We start from the raw sequence: 23,376 nt of genomic DNA on the forward strand, positions 1-23,376 counted from the left end.
GAAACGACGATCGACCGAAATTATTGGCCCTTGCACCAAAAAAATTCACTGAGTCCTCACCGCCACACCCACGACATGTTGCGTCTGCCGCATTGCGCTTGACTCCACATGTCGTGGGGACTCCTTTCGTTCTCATAACATTAACCATTTTGTGAGGCTTATCTCCTAAGCTTTTGAACTTGACGGAGGACTCTCAAGGACTCACCCTATGGGCGCAACAGGGGTATTGAAGACTATGGGTGTCATGGAACGCGTTTCGGCGCGCAAGAGCAAGGCTGCGGTCAAAACGGCGGTGGTGGAGGCTGACCGGTTGATCCGGGGCGACTGCATCAGCGCGATGGCGGCACTGCCCGATGCGTGCGTTGACATGATCTTCGCCGATCCCCCCTATAATCTTCAGCTTGGCGGCGATCTTTTCCGGCCGGAGGGCAGCCGCGTCGACGCAGTCGATAACGACTGGGACAAGTTCGACACGCTTTCGGCCTATGACGCCTTTACCCATGCCTGGCTGGAACAGGCGCGCCGCATCCTGAAGCCCAATGGCACGATTTGGGTGATCGGCAGCTATCACAATATCTTCCGCGTCGGCGCGTCGCTTCAGGACCGGGGCTTCTGGATCCTGAACGACATCATCTGGCGCAAGGCGAACCCCATGCCCAATTTCAAGGGCACGCGCTTTACCAATGCGCACGAGACGCTGATCTGGGCGTCAAAGAGCGAGGATGCACGCTATACCTTCAACTATCGCTCGATGAAGACGCTCAATGACGAACTGCAAATGCGGTCGGATTGGGTGATCCCCATCTGCAGCGGGCCGGAGCGCCTGAAGCGTAACGGCATCAAGGCGCATCCGACGCAAAAGCCCGAGGCGTTGCTCTACCGCATCCTGCTCGCCTGCACGAAGCCGGGCGATGTGGTGCTCGATCCATTTTTCGGCACTGGCACGACGGGCGCAGTCGCCCGCCGCCTCGGCCGCCGCTGGATCGGCATCGAGCGGGAGGAGGATTATTGCGAGGTCGCACTGGAGCGCATCGCTGCTTCCCTGCCGCTCGATGAGTCCGCCCTCACCATCATGCAGTCGCCCAAGGCCCAGCCCAAGGTCGCCTTCGGCATGCTGGTAGAGACGGGCTATATGAAGCCCGGCACCGCGCTCTATGACAGCAAGCGCCGCTGGAAGGCCGTTGTGCGCGTCGACGGTTCGTTGGAAACCGATGGCGAGACTGGATCGATCCACAAGCTCGGCGCAACGCTTCAGAAAGCACCCTCCTGCAACGGCTGGACCTTCTGGCATTATGAGGATGGGGATGCCCTAAAGCCCATCGATGCCGTGCGGCAGACCTATATCCTGGCGACGGAGCCGTAACAGGGTCCCGAGCGATTACACCGTCGTCCCAACGAAGGCTGGGACTCCGCTTTTCTCCCGCCGCGCCGTGGCAAGAAGCGGGGGCCTTGCCTGCGCAGGGACGTCGGGCCTTTGCAAGATGCTTTCACCGGAATGACGAAGGGGTGTAAGGCTTACGCATGACTTTACCGGCCTCCATCTCCCTCCCGGCAGACGCCCGCATCTATGTGCGCCCTTGCAGCTTCGTCGATTCCCCCATCGGCCTCGACGGCCGCGCCGAGCGCCTCGCCCATGGCCTCCTCTGGTTCTCCGCTGTCGAACTCACCGCCATGAAAGACGGCAACCGCCTGTACCGCGATATCATTCCGGTGGAGCAGTTGAACGAAGCGCTCGCCGCCCTCCCGGACCGGGGCCGCGCCCACGCCATGCTGGACGGCTTCACCAGGCCCCGCCAACCGCTCACCCTTGGCGAGCGTGTCATCCGTTTCGACACGCCCCATGTGATGGGCATCCTTAACATGACGCCGGACAGCTTTTCGGACGGCGGCAAACATCTGAGCGACCCGTCCGCAGCGGCGGACGCCGGTTTCGCCATGGTTGAGGCAGGCGCTTCGCTGGTCGACGTGGGCGGCGAATCGACCCGTCCTGGCGCGCAGCCCGTCTGGGAAGGCGACGAGATCAAGCGCATCGTCCCCGTCATCGAACGCTTGGCGAAAGGCGGCGTCCCCATATCGGTCGACACCCGCAAGGCCGCCGTCATGGAAGCTGCGCTCGCCGCAGGGGCGCATATGGTGAACGATGTCAGCGGGCTTCTCCACGACCCGCGCAGTGCGGAGGTGGTGGCGAAAGCCGGATGCCCGGTCATACTGATGCACGCGCCCTCCAGCGGGGATAATCCCCATGCAGGCGCCGCCTATGGCGATGCTGCGATCGACGTCTATGACTGGCTGGCAGAACGCGTGGACGCCGCCGTCGCCGCAGGTATCGCGCGCGACAAGATCATGATCGATCCGGGCATCGGCTTCGGCAAATCACTCCAGCACAATCTCGCCATCTGCAACCGCCTGGCCATGTTACAGGGGCTTGGCCTGCCAGTGCTCTTTGCCGCCAGCCGCAAGCGCATCATCGGCGCCCTTTCCAACGAAGCCCCGGCCAGGGAGCGGCTCGGCGGTTCAGTGGCCCTTGCCTTCCATGCCGTGCAGCAAGGCGCGCAAATGGTCCGGGTCCACGACGTTCAGGAGACCCGCCAAGCCCTGCAGCTTTGGCGAGGCTTGCGCGATGCCGCGATCGTGGCGGAATAAGCCGTACTGCGAAGGCGCAAAAGCAGAACTTTTGTATAAATCACTTTGCTCCTCACGTCGTCACCGCGCTGGCGGGGGCCCCGCTTTTCTTCCGCTCGGTAGGAAAGAAGCGGGTCGCTGCTTTCGCAGGGACGATGAAGAAGAATATCCCGCATAGCGAAACCATTACCCCTGCGGATAATCCGCCTTTACGAAATAAAGACCATCTGGCGGCGCGTTAAGACCCAGCGCTTGCCGGTCCTTTGCTTCAAGGGCGGCGCGCAAATCCTGTAAGCTCCACTTGCCGATGCCGACCAGCGCCAGGCATCCCACCATAGAGCGCACCTGATGATGGAGGAAGGAGCGGGCGGCGGCATGGATCAGGATATGTTCGCCCTGGCGCTCGACGTCCAAGCGATCGAGCGTCTTTATGGGGCTTTCCGATTGGCATTGCACCGAGCGGAAGGTGGTGAAGTCATGGCGACCTACCAGTATCTGCGCGGCTTCATGCATGGCATCAGCATCGAGTTGCTGCACGACCCGCCATGCCAGTCCAGCCTGCAGCGTCAGCGGCGCGCGGCGGTTGACGATGCGGTACACATAGGCACGGCCGATACAGGAAAAACGCGCGTGCCAGTCATCCGGCACCACTTCACAGCCGAGGATGGCAATGGGGTCAGGCCGCAGGCGGGCGTTCAATGCCTCCATCAAGCGGAAGGGCGTGATTGGTTTTTCAATGTCGAGATGCGCCCGCATGGCAAGCCCGTGGACGCCGGCATCGGTGCGGCCCGCCGCATGCAGGACGGATCGCTCGCCGGTAATGGATAAGGCCGCTTCCTCAATCGCCTGCTGCACACTTGGCCCATGCGCCTGGCGTTGCCAGCCCATGAAGGGGCGGCCGTCAAATTCCACGGTGAGAGCGAAGCGGGTCACAAGAGCAACCCCGTTCGTGTCGCGCGAAGTCGAGACACGTCCGCTTCAAACCAACGTCCCTCGACCACGCACGGGACGAACGATAGGTAATTAGACATTCACCCTCGTCCCCTGCGCCATTTCATATCCACGCAGCAATTCCCCTGCGCTCATCGCGGCTTTGCCCGCGCGCTGGATCAGCGTCGGCCGGATCGCATCCTTGCCGCAGGCGATCAGTAGGCTGTCGTCGAGCAGCGTGCCGGGCGTGCCGCCCGCATGCTCCACGGCGGCGGCATGGATGCGGAAGCGCTCGCCGCGATATTCGAAGAAAGCGCCCGGCGCCGGGTTGAAGGCCCGGATCTGCCGCTCGATGGCATGTGCATCGCGTGCGAAGTCGATGCGCGCTTCGGCCTTTTCGATTTTCGCGGCGTAGGTGACGCCTTCTTCCGGCTGTGGCACCGGGGGGTGAGCACTCAGATCCTCAAGCACTTCGGCCATCAGTTCGGCCCCAGCCTCGGCCAGCTCCTTTGTGAGCTGCCCTGCCGTCTTGTCCTCGATGGGCGTTACATGCTTGGCGCGCATGGGGCCCGTGTCGAGTCCCGCCTCCATGTCCATTATGGTGACGCCCGTCACATTGTCTCCGGTGAGGATCGCGCGCTGGATGGGCGCGGCTCCCCGCCAGCGGGGAAGGAGTGATGCGTGGACATTGAGGCAACCCTGCTTCGGCGCGGCAAGAATGGCCTTGGGCAGGAGCAGGCCATAGGCGGCCACCACCGCGGCATCGGCATCCAAGGCCGCAAATTCGGCCTGCACCGCTGGATCCTTCAGCGAAATGGGCGTGCGCACCTCCAGCCCAAGTTCTTCAGCCCTCGCATGCACTGGCGTCGGGCGCAGCGCCTTTCCCCGGCCGGCGGGACGGGGAGGCTGGCTGTAAACGGCCACGACCTGATGCCCGGCCTCAATCAGCTTTTCCAGCGCCGGAACCGCAAAATCCGGCGTTCCCATGTAGATTATGCGCATAGTTCCTCTGAAACGCTTGGCACGGGCGAGCGCAACCCCTTATCTGCTTTGCCATGGCATCACCAGAGATTGAGTCCCTGACACAGGCGCTTTCGAAGCTTCCCGGCCTTGGCCCGCGATCGGCAAGGCGTGCGGTGCTCTACCTGCTTAAAAAGCGCGAGGCGGCGATGGGGCCGCTGCTCCGTGCATTGGAAGCGGTGAATGAGGCGCTGGAGACATGTTCCGTGTGCGGCAATGTCGATACCGTCAATCCCTGTTCGATCTGCTCCGATCCGCGCCGGGACGAAAGGGCGCTGTGCGTGGTGGAGGATGTGGCGGACCTGTGGGCGCTGGACAAGTCGCGCCTGTTTCCGGGACGCTTTCATGTGCTCGGCGGGAGGCTGTCGGCGCTGGAAGGCGTCCGGCCGGAGGACCTTAGCATTGATGCGCTTGTGAACCGCATCGCGGCTGGCGGCATCGACGAAGTCGTGCTCGCCATGAACGCGACCTTGGAGGGGCAGGCGACGGCCCATTATATTGCCGAGCGGATCGAGCAATATCCCATCCGCCTGACGCAGCTTGCCCATGGCCTGCCTGTCGGCGGAGAGCTGGATTATCTGGATGAAGGCACGCTCGCCCAGGCGCTGAGAGCGCGGAGGCCGGTCGGCTGAGTGGATGCTCCCTTGCTTCAAAAGGTTACAAATGCAACAAATAGGCATTTGAAATTTATGAGCTATTCCACATGCAGAACATGATCCGAACCTTGGCGCTGCCGCTGGCACTTGCCCTTCCTCTTCCCGTTCCGGCTCTCGCCGCCCCGGCGGACATCCCCCAGATCGATCTTCCAACGCTCAAGGAGGTGACCCAGACCCTTGCGTCGGACGAATTTGAAGGCCGCGCTCCCGGTACGCCTGGCGAGGAAAGGACGCTCGCCTACCTGGTCGATCAGTTCAGCAGGGCGGGGCTCAAGCCCGGCAACAAGGGAAGCTGGTTTCAGGACGTCCCACTGGCCGAGATCACGGCAAAGAATATATCGCCGCTCGCTTTCACCGGGGGCAAGGAGCCGCTTTCGCTCACCTATGGCCCTGATTTCGTTGCCGGCACCTATCGCCTCGCGCCGCGCATCGAGATCAAGGACAGCCCGGTTGTCTTTGCCGGCTATGGCATAAACGCGCCGGAAAAGGGCTGGAACGATTATGCAGGGCTGGATGTGAAGGGGAAGACCGTCATCATCCTGATCAATGATCCCGATTATCAGTCAAAAGGGCTGGAGGGCCCCTTTAATGGCCGCGCCATGACCTATTATGGTCGCTGGACCTACAAGTTCGAAGAAGCCGCGCGGCAGGGCGCGGCGGCCGCGATCATCGTTCATGACACGGAGCCCGCCGCCTATGGCTGGAATGTCGTGCAGTCGAGTTGGAGCGGCGCGCAGCAAGTGGCGGATGCGGAAAACGGCCATATGGACCAGACCATGGCCAATGGCTGGATGCAGCTCGGCGCCGCGCGCAAGTTGATGGCGAGCGGCGGGCAGGATCTGGATGCCTTGATGGCCGCCGCCAAGCGTCCTGGTTTCAAACCGGTGGAGTTGCGGCAAGTGAGAGCATCGCTTTCCTTCGACAATGACATTCGCAAGCACCGGTCCAAGAATGTCGTCGGGCTGTTGCCGGGCAAGAAGCGGCCCGGCGAATATGTGCTTTACACCGCTCATTGGGATCATCTCGGCCGCTGCACGGCAGACGCGTCGGGGGACGACATCTGTAATGGGGCCATCGACAATGCCACCGGCACGGCGGCGCTGGTGGCGCTGGCCAAAGCGCATGTGAAGGCTGGCCCACCCGACCGGAGCATAGTGTTCCTGGCTGTCACGGCAGAAGAATCGGGCCTTCTGGGCTCGCAATATTATGGCGAAAACCCGGTCTTTCCGCTGGCGAAGACGGTCGGCGGCATCAATATGGATGCGCTCAGCATGGCTGGGGCGGCGCGGAATGTGATGGTGATCGGCCGGGGCAAGTCCGGCCTTGATGCCTATCTGGAACGCGCACTGGCGGCGGAAGGCCGTGTGGCGGAAAGCGAACCGACGCCGGAAAAGGGCTATTATTACCGATCGGACCATTTCAGTTTGGCGAAACAGGGCGTTCCCATGCTCTATTTTGAAGGCGGCGAGGATCTGGTCCAGGGCGGACGGCAAGCGGGACTCGCCGCGGTGGAGGATTATACCAGGAACCGCTATCACGGCCCGCAGGACGAATATGATCCCAAGTGGAACTGGGATGGCGCCCTTGCCGACATCCGCCTTTACTATCGGACCGGCCGCGAACTGGCCATGACCAGCGACTGGCCGAACTGGAAAGAAGGCGATGAGTTCCGCGCCATCCGGGACAAGAGCCGGGCGGGGAAGTAGGGATTTTCAGCCCTGAACGGGGTTGTGATGAAACCCATTTGCGTCATCCCCGCGCGAGCGGGGATCCATTCAAGGCAAACTTGCCGTCAGGCCAAAAAGAAAATTCCTCTGTCCTACATATAACCAAATGGGATAAATAGCTAGCCTCAAACTGAAATGGAGGCTGAAGCATGGATATCGACCGGCTGATTGACGAGGTGATTGCGCGGGAGGGCGGCTATTGCAACCATCCCGCCGACAAGGGCGGTCCGACCCGATGGGGCATCACTCAGGCTGTGGCACGCGCGCACGGCTATACGGGCGATATGAGCTGCCTGCCGCGAGACCTGGCGGCCCGCATCTTTCGTCGCATCTATTGGGACGAACCGCGCTTTGCGGACGTGGCGGCCATTTCGCCTGCGGTCGCCGCGGAATTATTCGACACCGGGGTCAATATGGGGCCGGGGACTGCAGTGGGTTTCCTCCAGCGCGCCCTGAATGCGCTCAATCGGCAGCAGTCGGACTATCCCGACATTGTGGTGGACCGAAGAATCGGTCTTGCCACCCTTCGCGCCTTCGCAGCTTTCATGAGAGTGAGGGGAGAGAAGGGTGAAACAGTGCTCCTGAAAGCGATGGAGGCGCTGCAGGGTGCCCGCTACGTCGCCCTGGCTGAGGAGCGTCCGGCCAATGAAGCCTTTCTTTATGGCTGGCTCGCGAACCGCATCGGTCAATCATCGGCGGATGCCTGATCGCAAAATCGAGGGAGAAAACACATGTCCTTTCTTGAAGGGCTGATCGGCCCCATCGCAAAGATCATCGACAAGATCATTCCCGATCCCGACGCGCGCGACAAGGCGAAGCTGGAATTGCTGAAGCTTGAAGGCAGCCAGGAACTGGAGGCGGTGAAGACGCAGCTTTCCGCCATTCTGGCCGAGGCGCAATCGGCCGATCCATGGACGAGCCGGGCCCGGCCGAGTTTCCTTTATGTCATGTACGCGCTGCTGCTCTGGTCCATCCCGATGGGATTGATTGCGGCCTCGCGTCCCGAGATGGCGGAGGCTATCGGACGGGGAATGAATGCCTATTTGGCCGCTATTCCCGAGCCGCTCTATGCCCTCTTCGGGACGGGCTATCTGGGCTATACCGCCGCGCGGACCTGGGGGAAGGTGAAGGGGGTGGAGCGGTAGGGAATCGCCGTCCCTGCAATTCGACTGCCCGCAAAGCGGGCGCTCAGGATAAACTGCGGCTTTCTGCCGCAGGCAGGGGGCCCCGCTTCTCTTGGGCGCCGCTGAGGAAAAGCGGGGCCCCTGCCGCCGCAAGGGCGACGGACATGAGGCAAGACAATGCACTTTGCCATATGTTCCTACTCGGCAGGTCCGGGCAACGCCTCGACCTGCGGTTCCTTTGCCAGGGTGTCGACCCCTTCCACCAATTCTATCTCGCGTGAACCGGCTTCTATGTTCATGTCCCGGAACTTGCGTCCGGTAACCAGCACCCGGCCCTCAAAGCTGGACACGAAGCTGTTATAATGGTTGACGGCGCTGTTGAGGCCGTTGCCGAGTTTCTTCAGATGCCCCGCAGCGACGGCCAACCGCTCGTAAAGTTCCTTGCCAAGCTGTCCGATCGCCTGGGCTTCCTCCGCCAGCTTCTCCTGCCGCCATACGCTGGCCACGGTACGGCAGATCGCCACCAGGTTGGTCGGCGTGGCCAGCAGCACCCGCCGCTCAAAGGCCCATTCCCAAAGCGCCTCATCCTGCTCGAGCGCGGCCGACAGGAAATGCTCGCCTGGAATGTACATCACGACATAGTCCGCCGCCTTGCCGAAGCGCGCCCAATAATCCTTGGCGCCAAGCTGCTGGGCATGGTTGCGGATAGAAGCCGCATGAGCCTTCAGATGCGCGGCCCGCAACATGTCGTCCACTTCATGGGAAGCGTCCAGATAGGCATTGAGCGAGCATTTGGCATCGATCACCAGCTCCCTGCCGCCGGGCAAGCTGACGATCACATCGGGACGCAGGCGTCCTTCGTCGGTCTCGACCGACACTTCGGACCGGAAGTCGGCATGTGGGCTGAGCCCCGCCTGCTCCAGCACATTGCGCAAGGACTGCTCGCCCCATCGTCCGCGCGCCTTGGCGCTGGAGCGCAGGGCGTTGACCAGCCGGGCCGTCTCTTCCTTGACCTGTGTCTGCCCGGAGCGCACCTGATCGACGGCTTCGCGAAGGCCGGCATAGCTGTCTACCCGCTCCTTCTCGACGCGCTGCAGGCCCTCCTGATATTGCTTCAGCGTGCTTTCGACCGGCTGCAGCAGTGCCCGCAATTGCGCTTCGCTCTTCTCGCCCGCCTGATGAAAACGCTCATCAGCGCGCTTGAGGAATTGTCCCTGCGCTTCGGCCATGACCTTTTGAGCGAGATCGCTGAACTCCACCGAAAGCTGTTCCTTCATGCGCTGAAGCTGGTTGAGCTGCTCGCCAAGCGCCCGTTCCCGCTCCTGCGCTTGCGAACGGAGCGATGCCAGCTCCCGCCGTGCGTCTTCACGTTCGCTGATGGCGTCGTCGAGCCGGGCCTGAAGTTCGCCCGCCATTTTCGCGCGCTCCGAGGCTCCCGCCAGATCGCGAATGGCTGCATTGAACCTTTCGGCCAGCCCGTCGCGCTCCCGCCGCGCTTCATCGATCCCCCGGTTCCCCAATCTCCAGCCAAGGGCAAGCCCGCCGAAAGCGGCAATAAGCACGAATATCCATGGGAGAGCGTCGGTCATAGCCACCTTTATTGCGGAACGAAAGGGGAACCTAGCGGCTTTGCGGAAACATCTCAACCCGGCTCGTGGCGCGGAACATTATGGCGAGCGGCCCTTTGATCCGCAGACGGAGAGGAAAGAAAGGAGTCCTGCCATGTCCATCAGAAAAATGATCGGCCGTCATCCCAATGTGCAGGGATCGGTCAATGAAGCGCTCGCCCTGGCCGTGCGGCACATGATGTTCTGCTCCGATATTTGCACCAGTTGCGCGGATGCCTGCGTTGCCGAGGATCGGGTGAAGGACCTTCGGCAGTGTATCCGCGTCTGCCTCGACTGTGCGGATGTCTGCGATATGGCGTTCAAGGTGGGGACACGCCGCACGGGCTCCAACGAAAGGTTGCTCCGTTCCACCCTGGACCTGTGCATCCAGGCCTGCGAGCTCTGTGCCGAGGAATGCGAGAAGCATCAGGCAATGCATGCTCACTGCGCCAACTGTGCCGAAATGTGTCGGGAATGTGCTGAGGATTGCCGCAAGGCGGTGGCGAGTCTGTGATGCCCGTCTGCGATGCCGGCGTGCTCCCGCTATGCAGGAGCACGCTTAAACGAAAGAATCAGGCGGCCTTGGCGTTGTCCTTGCGCGCCTTGGTCAGCTTCTTGAGCAGCATGTCGCGTTTAAGGCGCGAGAGATGATCGATGAAGAGGATGCCCTCCAGATGATCCATCTCATGCTGCAGGCAGGTGGCGAGCAGGCCGCTTAGCTGTTCTTCATGAATGACGCCGTTGCGGTCCATCCAGCTTGCGCGGACGGTGGCGGGACGTTCGACCTCCGCATATTGATCCGGGACCGACAGGCAGCCTTCCTGATAGACGCTGTGTTCCTCCGACCCTTCCAGAATTTGCGGATTGATGAAGACCGTCGGATTGCGGATGGCTTCTCCGCTTTCCTGATCGGGCTCCTGCAGGTCGATCACCAGAACCCGCTTGGGGACGCCCACCTGAATTGCCGCAAGGCCGATGCCGGGGGCGTCGTACATGGTGTCGAACATGTCGTCGATCAGCCGCTGCAGATCGGCGTCAATCGCCTCCACCGGAGTGGAAATGGTACGCAGCCGCGGATCCGGTGTCTCTATGATGGGTAGAATGGCCATGGCTGGAAAATATGAGATCGGGCCGGGAATATCAAGCGGGGGAGGGTGCGGACCGATGTGCATGGCTTTGCCCTTGGCCGGATTGTTGCGAAAAACTACTTTTCCTCGTCGTTCCCGCGGTGCGCGAATCGATCTCCCATCAAGAGCATGGGTCAGGAAATGGATTCCCGCTTTCGCGGGAATGACGAACTATTTATCGCTGCAAAACCGCAACGCCCTATTTCAACGGCGCCACCCGGAGCACTGCCGTCGGTTCGTCCTTCGTCAGCGGAGTGATCCGCCAGGCGATGCTTCGGCCGCCAGGTCCAGCCACAGCGCCATCTTCATTGTTCTGGCTGATGATTTCGGCGTTGGTGGTCAGGGTGAATGTGCCATCCAGTTTGCTTTCCGGACCCGGAGGGGTCATTCCGCCCATACCGCCCTTCTTGCTGTCGCTGTCCGCAAAGCCAGGAGCCTTGACGCGCAGCATATCCTTGCCGCGCAATTCCACCACGATGAAGGGAAACACGATTTCGGCGTCGATGTTGAACGGATAAACAAAACCATGGTCCAGCGTACCATGGACTTCATAATCAATCTCGAACATGTTGTTGCCTACATAGCGAGCGGACCGGTAGCCCGCCTCCTTTGACAGAGCCCGCGCAATGGCGTGCATCTTGATTTCATTGTCGGCGCTCTCGCTGTCCTTGCCGGGGGTGCCATCGGCCGCGATGTCCATGGGCGCGAGCGAATTGCTCGACGTTCCCTCGTTCTTGAGGCCTTCCTTTTCATCATCCGACGAAGACGGGAAGCCCTTGGTCATTTCCTTCGCGGCGTCGAAGGCAATCACCTCCCCCTTGTAGGCGAAAGTGAAGCTGCGATCATTTCGTATGTCCAGCGTGGACTGGAACTTGCCGGGTGTCACCAGGCAGGCTCCCAGCAGCAGCGGCGCAAGCAGCGCAAACAGGAGTTGGCGATATGGATACATTCTTCCCCCTTGTGCCCCCCAGAACCTGCCCGCTCAGCGATTGACGGTCGCGTAGAGGGCGATGGCCGCGGCGTTCGATACGTTGAGACTCTCCATTCGCGGGCTGATCGGCAGTTTAGCCAAAATATCGCAATGCGCCATGCTGTTATGGCGAAGACCTTCGCCCTCTGCCCCCAGCACGAGAGCCACCTTGTTGGCGCCGGCAAGCGCATTGCCGAGCATCTCTTCTGCTTCCCCTTCAAGGCCGATGCGCCAATAGCCGGCCTCGGCGATTTCATCGAGCGCGCGGGCAAGGTTCACCACCCGCACCCAGGGAATGATTTCCAACGCTCCGCAGGCAGCCTTCGCGATGGTGCCGGATTCGGGCGGCGCATGACGATCCTGAGTGACGATGCCAAGCGCGTCGAAGGCCGCCGCCGAACGCAGGATCGCGCCGACATTATGCGGGTCCGTCACTTGATCGAGGACCAGTATCGGCCGCTGATCATCCTGACCCTGCTCCAGCATGTCGCCCAGCCAGATGTCGTCGAGCGGCTCCACCTCCGCCACCAGGCCCTGATGCGGCGCATCATGCGGCACCATGCGGCCAAGGTCGGCCACGTCGGAATAGACGATGGGCAGCACTGGCGGCAGTTCAAGCTCGCTGATCGCCTCCCGCGTTCCCCAGATCTTGCGTACCACCCGGTCGGGATTGGCGAGCGCCGCGATAACGGCGTGACGGCCCCAGAATCGCGGATATCCGCCTTTGGGTTTGCCGGTTCGATGTCCTCTTTTCATGATTGAGGCTCATTTCCACAGAGTGGCATTGACAGGCAAGCCTCCATTCGCCAAAGACGCGCCTCCTACGGATTTTTTCGTGAATCCGGCTGGCTTCCAAGGACAGGTGGCCGAGTGGTTAAAGGCAGCAGACTGTAAATCTGCCCGCGTGAGCGTACGCTGGTTCGAATCCAGCCCTGTCCACCATCATCTCCCCAAAATATCGCAATCCTCTCTACAAAACAGCCATTTGGGTAGCTTGACCTGCTTCCCGGGCGGGAGCAGATTGCCGCGGCAGCGCAGATCTAGATAGCGGGTCGTGGCGAGCCCTTATGGGCTGCGTCTCAAATTCTGCGGGCCTTTTTTGGAAAAGGTGCGGGAGACGATCCATGTCGGAAAGAATCAAATGGCTGGGCCTTGTGTCGCTCGGTTCTCTGGTGGCCATATCCGCAAGTGCGATGCCGGTTTCCAGTGACGTTTCTGAAGAAACGCTTCGCCTGCGCGATCCTTCGCGGCAGATGCTGGGTTTATGCGGCGGTTCGCGCAGGGCCGGCGAATTGCTCCGCATGCGGCTGCAATATGCGCAGGAGGCAATGGCGAACATGCCAGCGGGCGCTGGGAAGCCAATATTGTTCCCTGGTCTTGGCACCCTTCAATATCCAGTGACGACCAGCAATGCCGAAGCGCAGCGTTTTTTCGACCAGGGCATGATGCTGACCTATGGCTTCAATCATGGCGAGGCGATCCGTTCCTTCCAGGAGGCGCAGCGGCTTGATCCGCAATGCGCCATGTGCTGGTGGGGCGAGGCGCTGGCGCACGGTCCCAATATCAATGCGCCCATGGACCCTGAGGTGAATGCCCAGGCCGTGGCGGCAACGCAGCGCGCCGTGGCGTTGAAGGCAAAGGCCAAGCCAGTGGAGCAGGCGCTGATCGACGCGCTCGCCACACGCTATTCCGCCGATCCCAAGGCCGACCGTGCCGCTCTGGACAAGGGCTATGCCGAAAGGATGCTTCAGGTCGCCGAACGCTTCCCGCAGGACGACAATGTTGCCGTCCTTGCGGCAGAAGCGGTAATGGACACGCAGCCCTGGGACTATTGGGAGGCGGACCGCAAGACGCCCAAGGGCAATATCGTCAAAGCCATCTCACTGGTCGAGGGCGTATTGAAACGCAATCCCGACCATCCGCAGGCGGACCATCTCTATATCCACCTGATGGAGGCGTCGGTTCATCCCGAACGGGCGGAAAGCTATGCGGACAGGCTGGCGACTCCGCTGGTTCCGGCGGCCGGGCACTTGGTGCATATGCCAGCACATCTTTATTACCGCGTCGGCCGCTTCAAGGACTCGATCCGGGTCAATGTGGACGCCGCCAAGGCCGACGAAGCCTATCTCAAGAATGCGGCCAATCCGGGTCTGTACAGATTCGGCTATTATCCGCACAATGTGCATTTTATCGTGACGTCGGCCCAGATGGCGGGGGACATGAAAACCGCCATAGAGCAGGCGGAGAAGCTGCGAGGCATTGTCGATGTCGATGTGACATCCAAGGTGGCATGGCTGCAGCCGGTCAGCGCTGCCCCCTATCTCGCTTATTCGCAGTTTGCCGCTCCCAAGGACATAATGGCGTTGAAGGCACCGGACGAACGGCTGCCCTATGTCAGCGGCATGTGGCGTTATGCACGCGCGGTGGCCCATGCCCAGGAAAAGGACAAGGCTGCTTTCGACCGCGAGCTTGCAGCTCTTCGGGCGATCCGCGAAGGCACCGATTTCAAGCCGATGGTCGACCAGGGGGTGCCCGCTCCCGATCTGCTGCGGCTAGCCGAAACAGTGGCTCAGGCGCGTCTTGCCTATGCGCAGGGCAAATATGGAAAAGCCGTGGGTCTGTACCGGCAGGCAGTCGCGATTGAAGAAGCGATACCGTATATGGAGCCGCCTTACTGGTATTATCCGGTGAAGCAGTCGCTTGGGGCAGCCCTGTATCGCAGCGGGGATCTGGCTGGCGCACGGCAAGCCTTCATGGAAGCTCTGGCCCAGGCACCCAATAATGGTTGGGCACTTTATGGCCTGGCGAGGACCCAGCGGACCATGGGCGACCGTTCGGGCGCCGCGGCGAGTGAGGCGGCGCTCACCAACGCCTGGCTGGGCGATCGCCGCTGGCTTGTGTTGGACAGGCTTTGAGCCTTATTGTCCGCTGCCATAGGGGCGGGTCAGTATTTCGAGCAGGTGACCGTCGGGATCCTCGAAATACATGCCCCGCCCCCCATCGAGATGGTTGATCTCATTCGCCACCGATCTTGACGGATCGGCCCAATAGGTGAGGCCAGCGCCTTTAATCCGCGCAAATATGCCGTCGAACTCTTCTTCGCTGACCAGGAAGGCATAGTGCTGCCGGGCAACAGCGCCTTCCTTCTGCATGAAGTCGAGCGAGACGCCATTGTCGAGTTCGACAATGCGGAAATGCAGGAATTCGGCCGGAGCCGGCCGGCCCAGTATGTCAGCCAGGAAGGCGGATGAGCGTTCCTTGTCATGGCACCAGACGATGGTGTGGTTTAGTTCTACCGGCATGATCCCGGACTCCTGCCATTAGCCGGATCATATTAGCCGAGTTCGTGCGTCACCACCATGTCGCATAAAAGGCGATGAGCAGCAGGACAACGCCGAGCCCAGCCATGTTGAAGGTCGGTGAAGTCCTGTAGCTGATGTCGCTGGTGATGATCCGGTTGGCATCGGCGCGGGCCGGAACCATCAGCGAAATCAGGACGGCGAGCGCCAGCGCCACCAGGAACACCAGCCCCATGCGGTCAAGAAAAGGCAGGCCGGGCAGGAACTGCTTGCCAGCATAGGAAAGTATGACCGAGGCCATGGCCGCCGCGATGGCCCCCGCTTCATTGGCGCGTTTCCAGAACAGACCCATAAGGAAGATGACAGTGATGCCCGGAGTGAAGAAGCCAGTGAACTCCTGAATGAACTGGAAAGCCTGATCCGACGCACCGAGCAGCGGCCGGGCGGTGAACGCAGCCAGGATCACCGCAACAACAGCGGTGATGCGGCCGGTCAGGACCAGCCTTGCTTCCCGGCCGGCGCCGGCCGTCACATCATCTTCGGCCTTCGTCTTCTGGCCGGTGAACTTGGCATATAGATCGAGCGTGAAGATGGTGGCGATGCTGTTGATCTTGGACGCGGTGGAGGCAATGATCGCCGCGATCAGAGCCGCGAAAACAAGGCCGAGAAGGCCGGGGGGTAACAGCCGCATCATCGTTGGATAGGCCTGATCCGGCTTTTCAAGCCCCGGCGCCAGCAAGACCGCGGCAATGCCGGGAAGAACGATCACGAACGGCATCAGCAGCTTCAGATAAGCGGCGAAAACCATGCCCTTCTGCGCTTCCTTCAGGCTCTTCGCCGCAAGGGCCCGCTGGATGATATATTGATTGAAGCCCCAATAGCTGAGATGCGCAATCCACATGCCGCCGACCAGTACGGTGATGCCTGGCAGATCCTTGTAAAAGGGATTGTCCGGGGACAGGATCATGTCGAAATGTTCCGGCGCACGTTCCGTCAAGGTGGTGAAACCGCCAATGATCCCGGCATCGCCTCCGATTTCGGACAGGGTGAGCCCTGACACCATGAGGCCGCCAAGAACCAGCAAGGTGACCTGCACTATGTCCGTCAGCGCGACGGCCTTGAGGCCCCCGTAAAGCTGGTAGAGCAGAGCGAAACCGGCCAGAATGTAAAGCGCGAGGTCCTGGTCCACTCCGGCCACCTGATTGACGGCAATGGAGCCGAGCCAGATGATCGAGGTCAGGTTCACGAAAACATAGAGGATCAGCCAGAAAATCGCCATCAGCGTTCGAATGGAGGGGCCGTAGCGCTGCTCAAGGAACTGCGGCATGGTGTAAATCTCGTTCCGCAGGAATATCGGGAGGAAGAATTTCGCGACGATGAGGAGCGTCACGGCAGCGAGCCATTCATAGGAGGCGATGGCAAGCCCCAAGGCATAGCCGGAGCCCGACATGCCGACAATCTGCTCGGCGGAGATATTGGCTGCGATCAGCGACGATCCGATTGCCCACCAGGGCAGGGCCTTGGAGGCGAGGAAATAATCGCTGCTGTCCTTTTGATGGCCCGGCTTTTCGCGAGCCACCCACTGGGCGAGCCCGAATATTCCGATCGCATAGATGATGACTACGATGAGATCGACCGTCGATAATGTCATTCCATCCTCCCCGGACAGGCCGCATCTGCTTTTTTTATATGAGGAATTGCTGCTGTCTACAGCAGTGATACACCATCCTTGCGAGTGGTTTCGACAAACAAGGTGCTGATCTGGAGATTGTACAATGTTGCTTGGCGCTATCGAGGCCGGGGGCACAAAATTCGTCTGCGGCGTCGGGAACGCTAAGTCTGGATCAGTTGAGACCGTCACCATTGCGACGCGCGATCCCGATTCCACCTTTGCGGATGTCGAGGCCTTTTTTCGCTCGGCTGCTCGTCCTGGGCGCATCGAGGCTGTTGGCGTGGGCAGTTTCGGACCGCTCGACCTAAACCCTCTATCCTCCACCTATGGCTGTATTTTACGAACTCCCAAGCCCCTCTGGGAGGGTGTCGATTTGATCGGGCGAACCTCAGCAATCCTTGGAGTGCCGGTTGCGCTCGACACCGATGTCAACGCGGCCGCGCTGGCGGAAACCGTTTTGGCGGGAGAGGATGTTGCTACCCTGGCCTATATCACGGTCGGGACGGGGATCGGCGTCGGCATTGTAGCTGACGGAAAGCCCTTGCACGGCCTCGGCCACCCTGAAGCTGGCCATTATCTTCCCCGCCGGCATGCGGCGCATGGGGATTTTGCCGGAGTCTGTCCCTTCCATGGAGATTGCTTCGAGGGGCTGGCGAGCGGCAAGGCGGTGGAGGCCGCCTGGGGCAAGCCCGCATCCCAACTTCCGCCGGGGCATCCATTCTGGGAGGTGGAAAGCCATTATCTGGCGCAGCTTTGTGCCTTGCTGTTCCTGACTGTTGCTCCGATGCGGATCGTGCTGGGTGGCGGCGTCATGAAGCAGCACCGGCTGTTTCCCATGATCCGCGCCAGGACGCTCGATCTGCTGGCTGGCTATCTGAGCGGCTTGAGCGACATGGCTGCGATGGAGAAGCGCATTGCGCCGCCGCTTTCTCGCGAGCCGCCGGGGCTAATTGGCTCCTATATGCTCGCTGAGCACATGGTCCGGCAGAGGGGCAAGGGTGGGATTCGATAGGATGAAGAGCTTATTGTTGGCGGCGCTATTGTTGCTCCTCCCTGCGCAGGCACAGGCGCAAAGCTGGTCGCGAAGCTGGTCCGCGGTTCCCCATCGGATCATGCCCTTGGCGCCGGACAAGACACTGCCGGAGTTCCGGGACAGCACGGTGCGGCAGGTAGTACGCCTCAGCAATGGCGGCGATCAGCTTCGTATTCGCCTTAGCAATGAACTTTCCGAAAGCCCGATCCGTATCGGTGCGGTGCATGTCGCCCTGATGGGAACGGATGGGCGGTTGCAGCCGGGGACCGATCAGATTGTCACCTTTGGCCGCAGGCCGGCCTTTCACCTGCCCGGTCAGGCGCCCTTGCTCAGCGATCCCGTCAAGCTTCCGGTAAAGCCGCTCAGCCATGTCGCGGTCAGTATCTATCTTCCCGACGGCGCGGCTGGAGCAGTGTTGCACTGGGATGCCTTTGCGACTGCCTGGGCCGCACCAGGCAATCAGACCGGGGCTCCGATGCTGGAACGCGCGCGGCGCTTCGAACGGCGGATTATCCTCTCGGCTGTCGAGGTGGAAAACCGCCAGCCGAACCGCACTATTGTAACCCTCGGCGATTCCATAACCGACGGGGCGTTGACCAGCATTGATGCCAACAAGCGCTGGCCCGACATATTGGCGGAGCGCCTTCAACCGGCGATGAAGGGAAAGGCGGGGGTTGCTAATGCGGGGATCAGCGGAAACAGGGTGCTTCGCAATGGATCAGGCCCCAATGTTCTTGCCCGCTTCGACCGGGACGTCCTTTCGGTTCCGGGGGTCAGCCATGTCATCATGCTGGAGGGGGTGAATGATGTGGGTGCGGCCTGGCGGGCCAAGGATCCCATGCCTCCCAGCGCGGAAGACCTTATCGCAGGCTATCGGCAAATTATTGCCCGCGCCCACGAGCATGGCGTGAAGGTCATCTTGGGCACAATTCTTCCCTTCAAGGGCGCCGTTTACTGGAGCGATTATGGGGAGAATGTCCGGACGGCCGTGAATGCCTGGATAAGGGACAATAAGGAGGCGGACGGCCATGTCGACTTTGACAAGGCGCTCGCCGACCCTGCTGACCGCGCTCGCCTTGCCCCCCGGTTCAATTCAGGGGATTCGCTCCATCCCAATGATGCGGGCCATTTCGCAATGGCCCATGCCGTAAATCTCGAACTGCTGCGTTAGCAAACATCCGTCGCCCCTGCGCAGCGACGACGATTTCCTGTGCCTGGAGGAAAGACGCTACCACCCGGCGATCGAAGGGCCATTGCCGCATCGCCTTCGTTCAGGCAGAGATTAGCCATGTCCAATCATCTCTTCTCCTTTTTTCGGAGCCGCTTTCCCGCTGATCTTGGAAAGCCTTTCCTCATGCTGCCTTCAGGTGGCAGCCTTTCCTATGCGGACCTAATCGACCGTACAGGCCGGCTCGCCAATCTCTTCTGCAGTCTTGGTGTAAAGCCGGGCGATCGCATCGCGGTTCAGACAGAGAAAAGCGTTGATGCTCTGCTTGTCTATCTGGCTGCAGTGCGCGCCGGTGCGGTCTATCTGCCGCTCAATCCCGCCTACACGGTGGGTGAGGTTCGCTATTTTCTGGGCGATGCAGCACCCGTGTTGTTCATTTGCCGTCCCGAGGATGAAGACGGAATGCGCCAGCTTGCGCAGCAGGTTGGTGTTCCGAACCTCCACCTCTTGGGTCCTTCGGGGGAAGGCGACTTGCTCACCCTTGCCGCAGGCCAGCCCTCCGGGTTCGAGGATGTGCCGCGAGAGGAAGAGGACCTTGCCGCCATCCTCTACACATCAGGCACGACCGGGCGGTCGAAAGGCGCGATGCTGACGCATGGCAATCTGCAGTCCAATGCAGAGACCTTGCGCAAATATTGGCGTTTCACCAGCGAGGACCGGCTGCTCCACGCGCTCCCTATCTTCCACACGCATGGGCTGTTCGTGGCGACGAACAGCATATTGGCGGCGGGTGCATCAATGACCTTCCTGCCGCGCTTCGACGCAAAGGAACTGATACGGCACCTGCCAAATGCAACGGTGCTGATGGGGGTGCCGACCTTCTACAGCCGCTTGCTGGCGGAGGAGGGCTTTACCCGCGAACTGGTGTCGCACATGCGCCTTTTCGTCTCGGGCTCTGCGCCCTTGTCGGCCGAAACGCACAAGGCATTTTCGGCCCGCACCGGCCAAGCCATCCTCGAACGCTACGGCATGACCGAAACCAATATGAACGCCTCCAATCCCTATGATGGCGAAAGGGTGCCGGGCAGCGTCGGCTTTCCCTTGCCCGGCGTCGAGTTGCGCATTACCGATCCTGAGAGCGGGGCGCTGATCGACGATGGCATAGGCGTCATCGAGGTGCGCGGACCCAATGTCTTCAAAGGCTATTGGCAGATGCCGGAAAAGACGGCGGAGGATTTCCGTGCCGACGGCTTTTTCATCACCGGCGATCTCGGTCATATCGACGAGCGCGGTTATATTTTCATCGACGGGCGGGCGAAGGACCTGATCATTTCGGGTGGGTTCAACGTCTATCCGGCCGAAGTGGAAGCTGCGATTGACGCTATTCCCGGCATAGCCGAAAGCGCGGTCATTGGCGTGCCCCACGCGGACATGGGGGAAGCGGTGATTGCCGTCGTGCAGGCTCGCGATCCGGCACTGGACGAAACAAAAGTGCTGCAGGCTCTGTCGGATCAGCTCGCCCGCTACAAACAGCCGCGCTGCGTGCTGTTCATGCCGGAACTGCCGCGCAACAGCATGGGCAAGATCCAGAAAAAGCTGTTGCGTGAGGAAAATGCGGAGCTGTTCGGCTAACCCCGATTTTCTTCGGGCAGTTTTTCCGGAAGCACAAACAGCGTCACGAATTTAGCCGCCAAGGCGGCATCGCCTTCGATCTGCAGTGCCCCTGATGCCTCAGGATCGACAAGCGGCATTCCACCATAAACCGCTCCTGCGATAACTGTCGGTTCGCCCGTAAAGGTGACCGCCGCGCCGTCTGGTTCGCCGCGCACCACCTTCAAGGAACCGTCGTGGATGTGCCCTACGAACCGTTCCTCTCCCAAACGGAAGCCGACCTTTGCATCAAGGCCTTTCGCGCGTTCCGGGTCGACCATTGTCTCGAAAGACATCATCAGCGATGCTGCGCTGAGGGGCAGCGACGGGTCATGCCCCGGATGGCGCGTCGCCCAGCGGCCGAGTATCTTGAGCAGGGGCTCTGCTTCATAACCCCATTGCGTGAGTTCATATACCTGCACGCTTGCGGGCGGTGGCAGCTTGCGGCGCCTGACAATGCGATTTGCCTCCAATCCCTCCAGTCTTTGAGTCAGGATATTGGCGCTGATGCCCGGCAGGTCCCGCCGCAGATCGCTGAAGCGCCGGGGGCCGAACATCAACTCGCGCATGATCAATATGGCCCAGCGCTCTCCGATCATTTCAAGAGCGAACGCGGCGCCGCACGCGTCCTCATACCAGCGCCTTTTTTCAACTGGACCCATTTCTGTTTGTTTTGATGACTTCATAGTTGCTTTTAATAACTCGTGTGCGCATGATCGTCAATGCCGAGTCGTCATGCGGCCAATCCACGAACTGAGCAACAGCATGGGAGAGAGGACATGACTTACATCGACGGTTTTGTGATCGCGGTGCCGACCGCGAACAGAGAGAAGTTCATCGAACATGCGAAGAAGGGCGACAGCGTCTTTCTCGATCTCGGTGCAACGCGCATCCTCGAATGCTGGGGCGATGACGTTCCGCGCGGCAAGCAGACCGATTTCTATCGCGCGGTCGAGGCTGGCGAGGATGAAACGGTGGTTTTCTCGTGGATCGAATGGCCGGACAAGGCCACGCGCGACGCCGCTATGGGCAAGATGGAGGAGCTGATGAAGACCGATCCACGCATGAACCCGGAAAGCAATCCCATGCCTTTCGACGGCAAGCGGATGATCTACGGCGGTTTCCAACCCATAGTGACGCTGGGGAAGTGACATGACCAACGCGCATGGAGATTTCATCTGGTACGAACTGCTGACGACCGATGCCGACAAGGCGCAGGCCTTCTACAGCAATGTGCTTGGCTGGACCGCGAATGACAGCGGCCAGCCCGGCATGGACTACCGCATATTGATGGCCGATGGTGAGGGCGTGGGGGGCCTCATGCAGCTCACGCAGGACATGCAGGCGCACGGCGCCAGGCCGGTCTGGCTGGGTTATGTCGGCGTCAAGGATGTCGATGAAACGGTGGCGGCCATCATTGATAGCGGCGGCACAGTGCAGATGCCGCCAATGGACGTCCCGAATGTTGGCAGGATAGCGATGGTGACCGATCCCGAGGGCATTCCCTTCTATGTCATGAAGGGGGCCAGTGAGGGCACCAGCACGGCCTTTTCGCCGACAAAACCCGGCCATTGCGCCTGGAATGAACTCACCACCAACGATCAGCAGCGCGCCTTCCAATTCTATGGGCGGCATTTCGGCTGGCAGAAGGGGGACGGCATGCCGATGGGCGATGCGGGAGAATATCAGTTCCTAGTGCAGAATGGGGCCACGATCGGCGCCTTTGCTCCTCAGATGCCGCAGGGCGGTGCACCCGGTTGGACCTATGTTTTCCGTGTGCCGGACATAGATGCGGCCGTTGAGAAGACTGGAAGTGGGGGAGGCCAGCTATTGCATGGACCCCATGAGGTTCCAGGTGGGGAGTGGGTCATCTTCGGCCTTGACCCGCTAGGTGCCAAATTCGCCCTGGTAGGCACAAGGAAAGGATAAGATCATGGTGACGGAGAAGATAACACCCTGCCTCTGGTTTGACGGAAGGGCCGAGGAGGCCGCGCAATTCTATACCGGCCTGTTCCCCGATAGCCGCATCGATGCCGTCCACCGCTCGCCCGCGGATAATCCATCGACAAATGAGGGGGACGTCCTGTTCGTGGAATTCACGTTATCTGGGCGCTCCTTCACTGGCCTGAATGGCGGGCCGCTTTTCCCCTTTACCGAAGCCGTGTCGTTCCAAATCGACTGCGCCGATCAGGCTGAAGTCGACCGCTATTGGGCGGCGCTGACCGGCGATGGAGGCAGCGAAAGTCAGTGCGGCTGGTGCAAGGACCGGTTCGGCCTTTCCTGGCAAGTGGTTCCGCGACGGCTCATAGAATGGATGACTTCGCCTGATCGCGCTGCGGCGGGGCGGGCGATGCAGGCGATGATGGGCATGCGGAAGATCGACGTCGCGGCAATTGAAGCGGCGGCAACGAGTGAGACGGCCAATGCTTGAGCTTTTTGGCCACCCCTTTTCTTCCTATTGCTGGAAAGCGCTCATTGCGCTTTATGAGAATGACACCCCTTTCGTCTTCCGCATGGTGGATGCCGAGCATCCTGAAAACGCTACCCGGCTTCAGGCAGTATCGCCGCAGGGCAAATTTCCGGTACTGGTGGAGGATGGACGGGCGATATTCGAAACGTCTGTGATCATAGAATATCTGCAGGTCCATCACCCGGGGCCAGTGCAACTCATTCCACGGGAGCCGGAAGCCGGGATCGACGTGCGGATGCTGGACCGCTTGTTCGACAATTATGTGATGACCCCGATGCAGGCGATCGTCGGCAATAGCCTT

Annotated in this window: 23 protein-coding genes, 1 tRNA gene and 1 pseudogene; 16 read left to right on the top strand and 9 right to left on the bottom strand. The window is 60.8% G+C overall.

What is annotated here, in order from left to right:
- Positions 1–235: 235 nt before the first annotated feature.
- Both VJS46_RS00275 and folP read left to right on the top strand, forming a co-directional pair.
- Positions 236–1,363: a site-specific DNA-methyltransferase gene (locus VJS46_RS00275; protein WP_324057269.1), complete on the top strand. Its 1,128-nt coding sequence runs from the start codon at positions 236–238 to the stop codon at positions 1,361–1,363.
- 158 nt (positions 1,364–1,521) lie between these two features.
- The gene (folP, locus tag VJS46_RS00280) at positions 1,522–2,643 is read left to right on the top strand and encodes a dihydropteroate synthase (RefSeq protein ID WP_324057271.1); all 1,122 of its coding nucleotides are present in this window, start codon (positions 1,522–1,524) and stop codon (positions 2,641–2,643) included.
- Positions 2,644–2,808: 165 nt separating this feature from the next.
- On the opposite strand, the gene truA is transcribed toward folP, so the two are convergent.
- The gene (truA, locus tag VJS46_RS00285) at positions 2,809–3,555 is read right to left on the bottom strand and encodes a tRNA pseudouridine(38-40) synthase TruA (protein WP_324057273.1); all 747 of its coding nucleotides are present in this window, start codon (positions 3,553–3,555) and stop codon (positions 2,809–2,811) included.
- Between the two features lie 90 nt (positions 3,556–3,645).
- Positions 3,646–4,554, bottom strand: coding sequence for a methionyl-tRNA formyltransferase (fmt, locus tag VJS46_RS00290; RefSeq protein WP_324057275.1), 909 nt, complete (start codon positions 4,552–4,554; stop codon positions 3,646–3,648).
- Between the two features lie 53 nt (positions 4,555–4,607).
- Between fmt and recR the strand changes: the two genes are divergently transcribed.
- The 4 genes from recR (at position 4,608) to VJS46_RS00310 (ending at position 8,100) form a co-directional block, all read left to right on the top strand.
- Positions 4,608–5,204 carry a recombination mediator RecR gene (gene recR / locus VJS46_RS00295; RefSeq protein WP_324057277.1) on the top strand — a complete coding sequence of 199 codons (597 nt, stop codon included), beginning with the start codon at positions 4,608–4,610 and terminating at the stop codon, positions 5,202–5,204.
- Positions 5,205–5,284: 80 nt separating this feature from the next.
- Positions 5,285–6,934: a M28 family metallopeptidase gene (locus VJS46_RS00300; protein WP_414707946.1), complete on the top strand. Its 1,650-nt coding sequence runs from the start codon at positions 5,285–5,287 to the stop codon at positions 6,932–6,934.
- A gap of 170 nt (positions 6,935–7,104) precedes the next feature.
- The gene (locus VJS46_RS00305) at positions 7,105–7,662 is read left to right on the top strand and encodes a glycoside hydrolase family 108 protein (RefSeq protein WP_324057280.1); all 558 of its coding nucleotides are present in this window, start codon (positions 7,105–7,107) and stop codon (positions 7,660–7,662) included.
- Positions 7,663–7,686: 24 nt separating this feature from the next.
- Entirely contained in the window at positions 7,687–8,100 is a 414-nt protein-coding gene (locus VJS46_RS00310; protein ID WP_324057281.1) for a holin family protein, read from the top strand.
- A 176-nt stretch (positions 8,101–8,276) separates the two neighbouring features.
- Here VJS46_RS00310 and rmuC read toward each other — a convergent pair whose 3' ends face one another.
- Positions 8,277–9,668, bottom strand: coding sequence for a DNA recombination protein RmuC (rmuC, locus tag VJS46_RS00315; protein WP_324057284.1), 1,392 nt, complete (start codon positions 9,666–9,668; stop codon positions 8,277–8,279).
- A 133-nt stretch (positions 9,669–9,801) separates the two neighbouring features.
- Here rmuC and VJS46_RS00320 point away from each other — a divergent pair, with 133 nt between their 5' ends.
- Complete coding sequence (locus VJS46_RS00320; RefSeq protein WP_324057286.1) at positions 9,802–10,200, top strand: four-helix bundle copper-binding protein; 399 nt, start codon at positions 9,802–9,804, stop codon at positions 10,198–10,200.
- 58 nt (positions 10,201–10,258) lie between these two features.
- Here the strand turns inward: VJS46_RS00320 and def are convergent, their stop codons facing one another.
- The 3 genes from def to rlmB form a co-directional block, all read right to left on the bottom strand.
- On the bottom strand, positions 10,259–10,795 hold the full coding sequence (gene def / locus VJS46_RS00325; RefSeq protein WP_324057288.1) for a peptide deformylase: 537 nt from the start codon (positions 10,793–10,795) through the stop codon (positions 10,259–10,261).
- Positions 10,796–11,012: 217 nt separating this feature from the next.
- A complete protein-coding gene (locus VJS46_RS00330; RefSeq protein WP_324057290.1) occupies positions 11,013–11,762 on the bottom strand; it encodes a hypothetical protein in 750 nt (249 codons plus the stop codon).
- Between the two features lie 33 nt (positions 11,763–11,795).
- Positions 11,796–12,539 carry a 23S rRNA (guanosine(2251)-2'-O)-methyltransferase RlmB gene (gene rlmB / locus VJS46_RS00335; protein ID WP_324057292.1) on the bottom strand — a complete coding sequence of 248 codons (744 nt, stop codon included), beginning with the start codon at positions 12,537–12,539 and terminating at the stop codon, positions 11,796–11,798.
- Between the two features lie 100 nt (positions 12,540–12,639).
- On the opposite strand from rlmB, the gene VJS46_RS00340 reads away from it, so the two are divergent.
- Positions 12,640–12,725: transfer RNA gene (locus tag VJS46_RS00340), tRNA-Tyr, on the top strand.
- A gap of 182 nt (positions 12,726–12,907) precedes the next feature.
- Positions 12,908–14,698, top strand: coding sequence for a tetratricopeptide repeat protein (locus VJS46_RS00345; RefSeq protein WP_324057293.1), 1,791 nt, complete (start codon positions 12,908–12,910; stop codon positions 14,696–14,698).
- Between the two features lie 3 nt (positions 14,699–14,701).
- Here the strand turns inward: VJS46_RS00345 and VJS46_RS00350 are convergent, their stop codons facing one another.
- Positions 14,702–15,085 (bottom strand): VOC family protein, encoded by a 384-nt coding sequence (locus VJS46_RS00350; protein WP_324057295.1) that lies wholly within the window; start codon positions 15,083–15,085, stop codon positions 14,702–14,704.
- Positions 15,086–15,134: 49 nt separating this feature from the next.
- The gene (locus VJS46_RS00355) at positions 15,135–16,733 is read right to left on the bottom strand and encodes a sodium/sugar symporter (protein ID WP_324057297.1); all 1,599 of its coding nucleotides are present in this window, start codon (positions 16,731–16,733) and stop codon (positions 15,135–15,137) included.
- Positions 16,734–16,857: 124 nt separating this feature from the next.
- Here VJS46_RS00355 and VJS46_RS00360 point away from each other — a divergent pair, with 124 nt between their 5' ends.
- The 3 genes from VJS46_RS00360 to VJS46_RS00370 all read left to right on the top strand — a co-directional run bounded on the left by VJS46_RS00360 (position 16,858) and on the right by VJS46_RS00370 (position 20,587).
- On the top strand, positions 16,858–17,766 hold the full coding sequence (locus VJS46_RS00360) for an ROK family protein (protein ID WP_324057299.1): 909 nt from the start codon (positions 16,858–16,860) through the stop codon (positions 17,764–17,766).
- 1 nt (position 17,767) lies between these two features.
- Complete coding sequence (locus VJS46_RS00365) at positions 17,768–18,958, top strand: SGNH/GDSL hydrolase family protein (RefSeq protein ID WP_324057300.1); 1,191 nt, start codon at positions 17,768–17,770, stop codon at positions 18,956–18,958.
- Between the two features lie 117 nt (positions 18,959–19,075).
- On the top strand, positions 19,076–20,587 hold the full coding sequence (locus tag VJS46_RS00370) for a malonyl-CoA synthase (RefSeq protein ID WP_324057302.1): 1,512 nt from the start codon (positions 19,076–19,078) through the stop codon (positions 20,585–20,587).
- Here the strand turns inward: VJS46_RS00370 and VJS46_RS00375 are convergent.
- Entirely contained in the window at positions 20,584–21,267 is a 684-nt protein-coding gene (locus VJS46_RS00375; RefSeq protein ID WP_324057304.1) for a winged helix-turn-helix transcriptional regulator, read from the bottom strand. The two genes, VJS46_RS00370 and VJS46_RS00375, sit on opposite strands and share 4 nt — an antisense overlap.
- Positions 21,268–21,384: 117 nt before the next feature.
- On the opposite strand from VJS46_RS00375, the gene VJS46_RS00380 reads away from it, so the two are divergent.
- From VJS46_RS00380 to VJS46_RS14215, 4 genes and pseudogenes are all read left to right on the top strand, one after another.
- Positions 21,385–21,756 carry a DUF1428 domain-containing protein gene (locus VJS46_RS00380; RefSeq protein ID WP_324057306.1) on the top strand — a complete coding sequence of 124 codons (372 nt, stop codon included), beginning with the start codon at positions 21,385–21,387 and terminating at the stop codon, positions 21,754–21,756.
- Position 21,757: 1 nt separating this feature from the next.
- Positions 21,758–22,534, top strand: coding sequence for a VOC family protein (locus VJS46_RS00385; RefSeq protein WP_324057308.1), 777 nt, complete (start codon positions 21,758–21,760; stop codon positions 22,532–22,534).
- Between the two features lie 4 nt (positions 22,535–22,538).
- Entirely contained in the window at positions 22,539–23,036 is a 498-nt protein-coding gene (locus VJS46_RS00390; RefSeq protein WP_324057310.1) for a VOC family protein, read from the top strand.
- Positions 23,029–23,205, top strand: a pseudogene (locus tag VJS46_RS14215) (glutathione S-transferase family protein); the annotation flags it as partial. The gene VJS46_RS00390 and the pseudogene VJS46_RS14215, both read left to right, overlap by 8 nt.
- Positions 23,206–23,376 lie beyond the last annotated feature (171 nt).

The organism is Rhizorhapis sp., from assembly GCF_035276005.1.
In the GTDB taxonomy this organism is placed as follows: Bacteria; Pseudomonadota; Alphaproteobacteria; order Sphingomonadales; family Sphingomonadaceae; genus Rhizorhapis.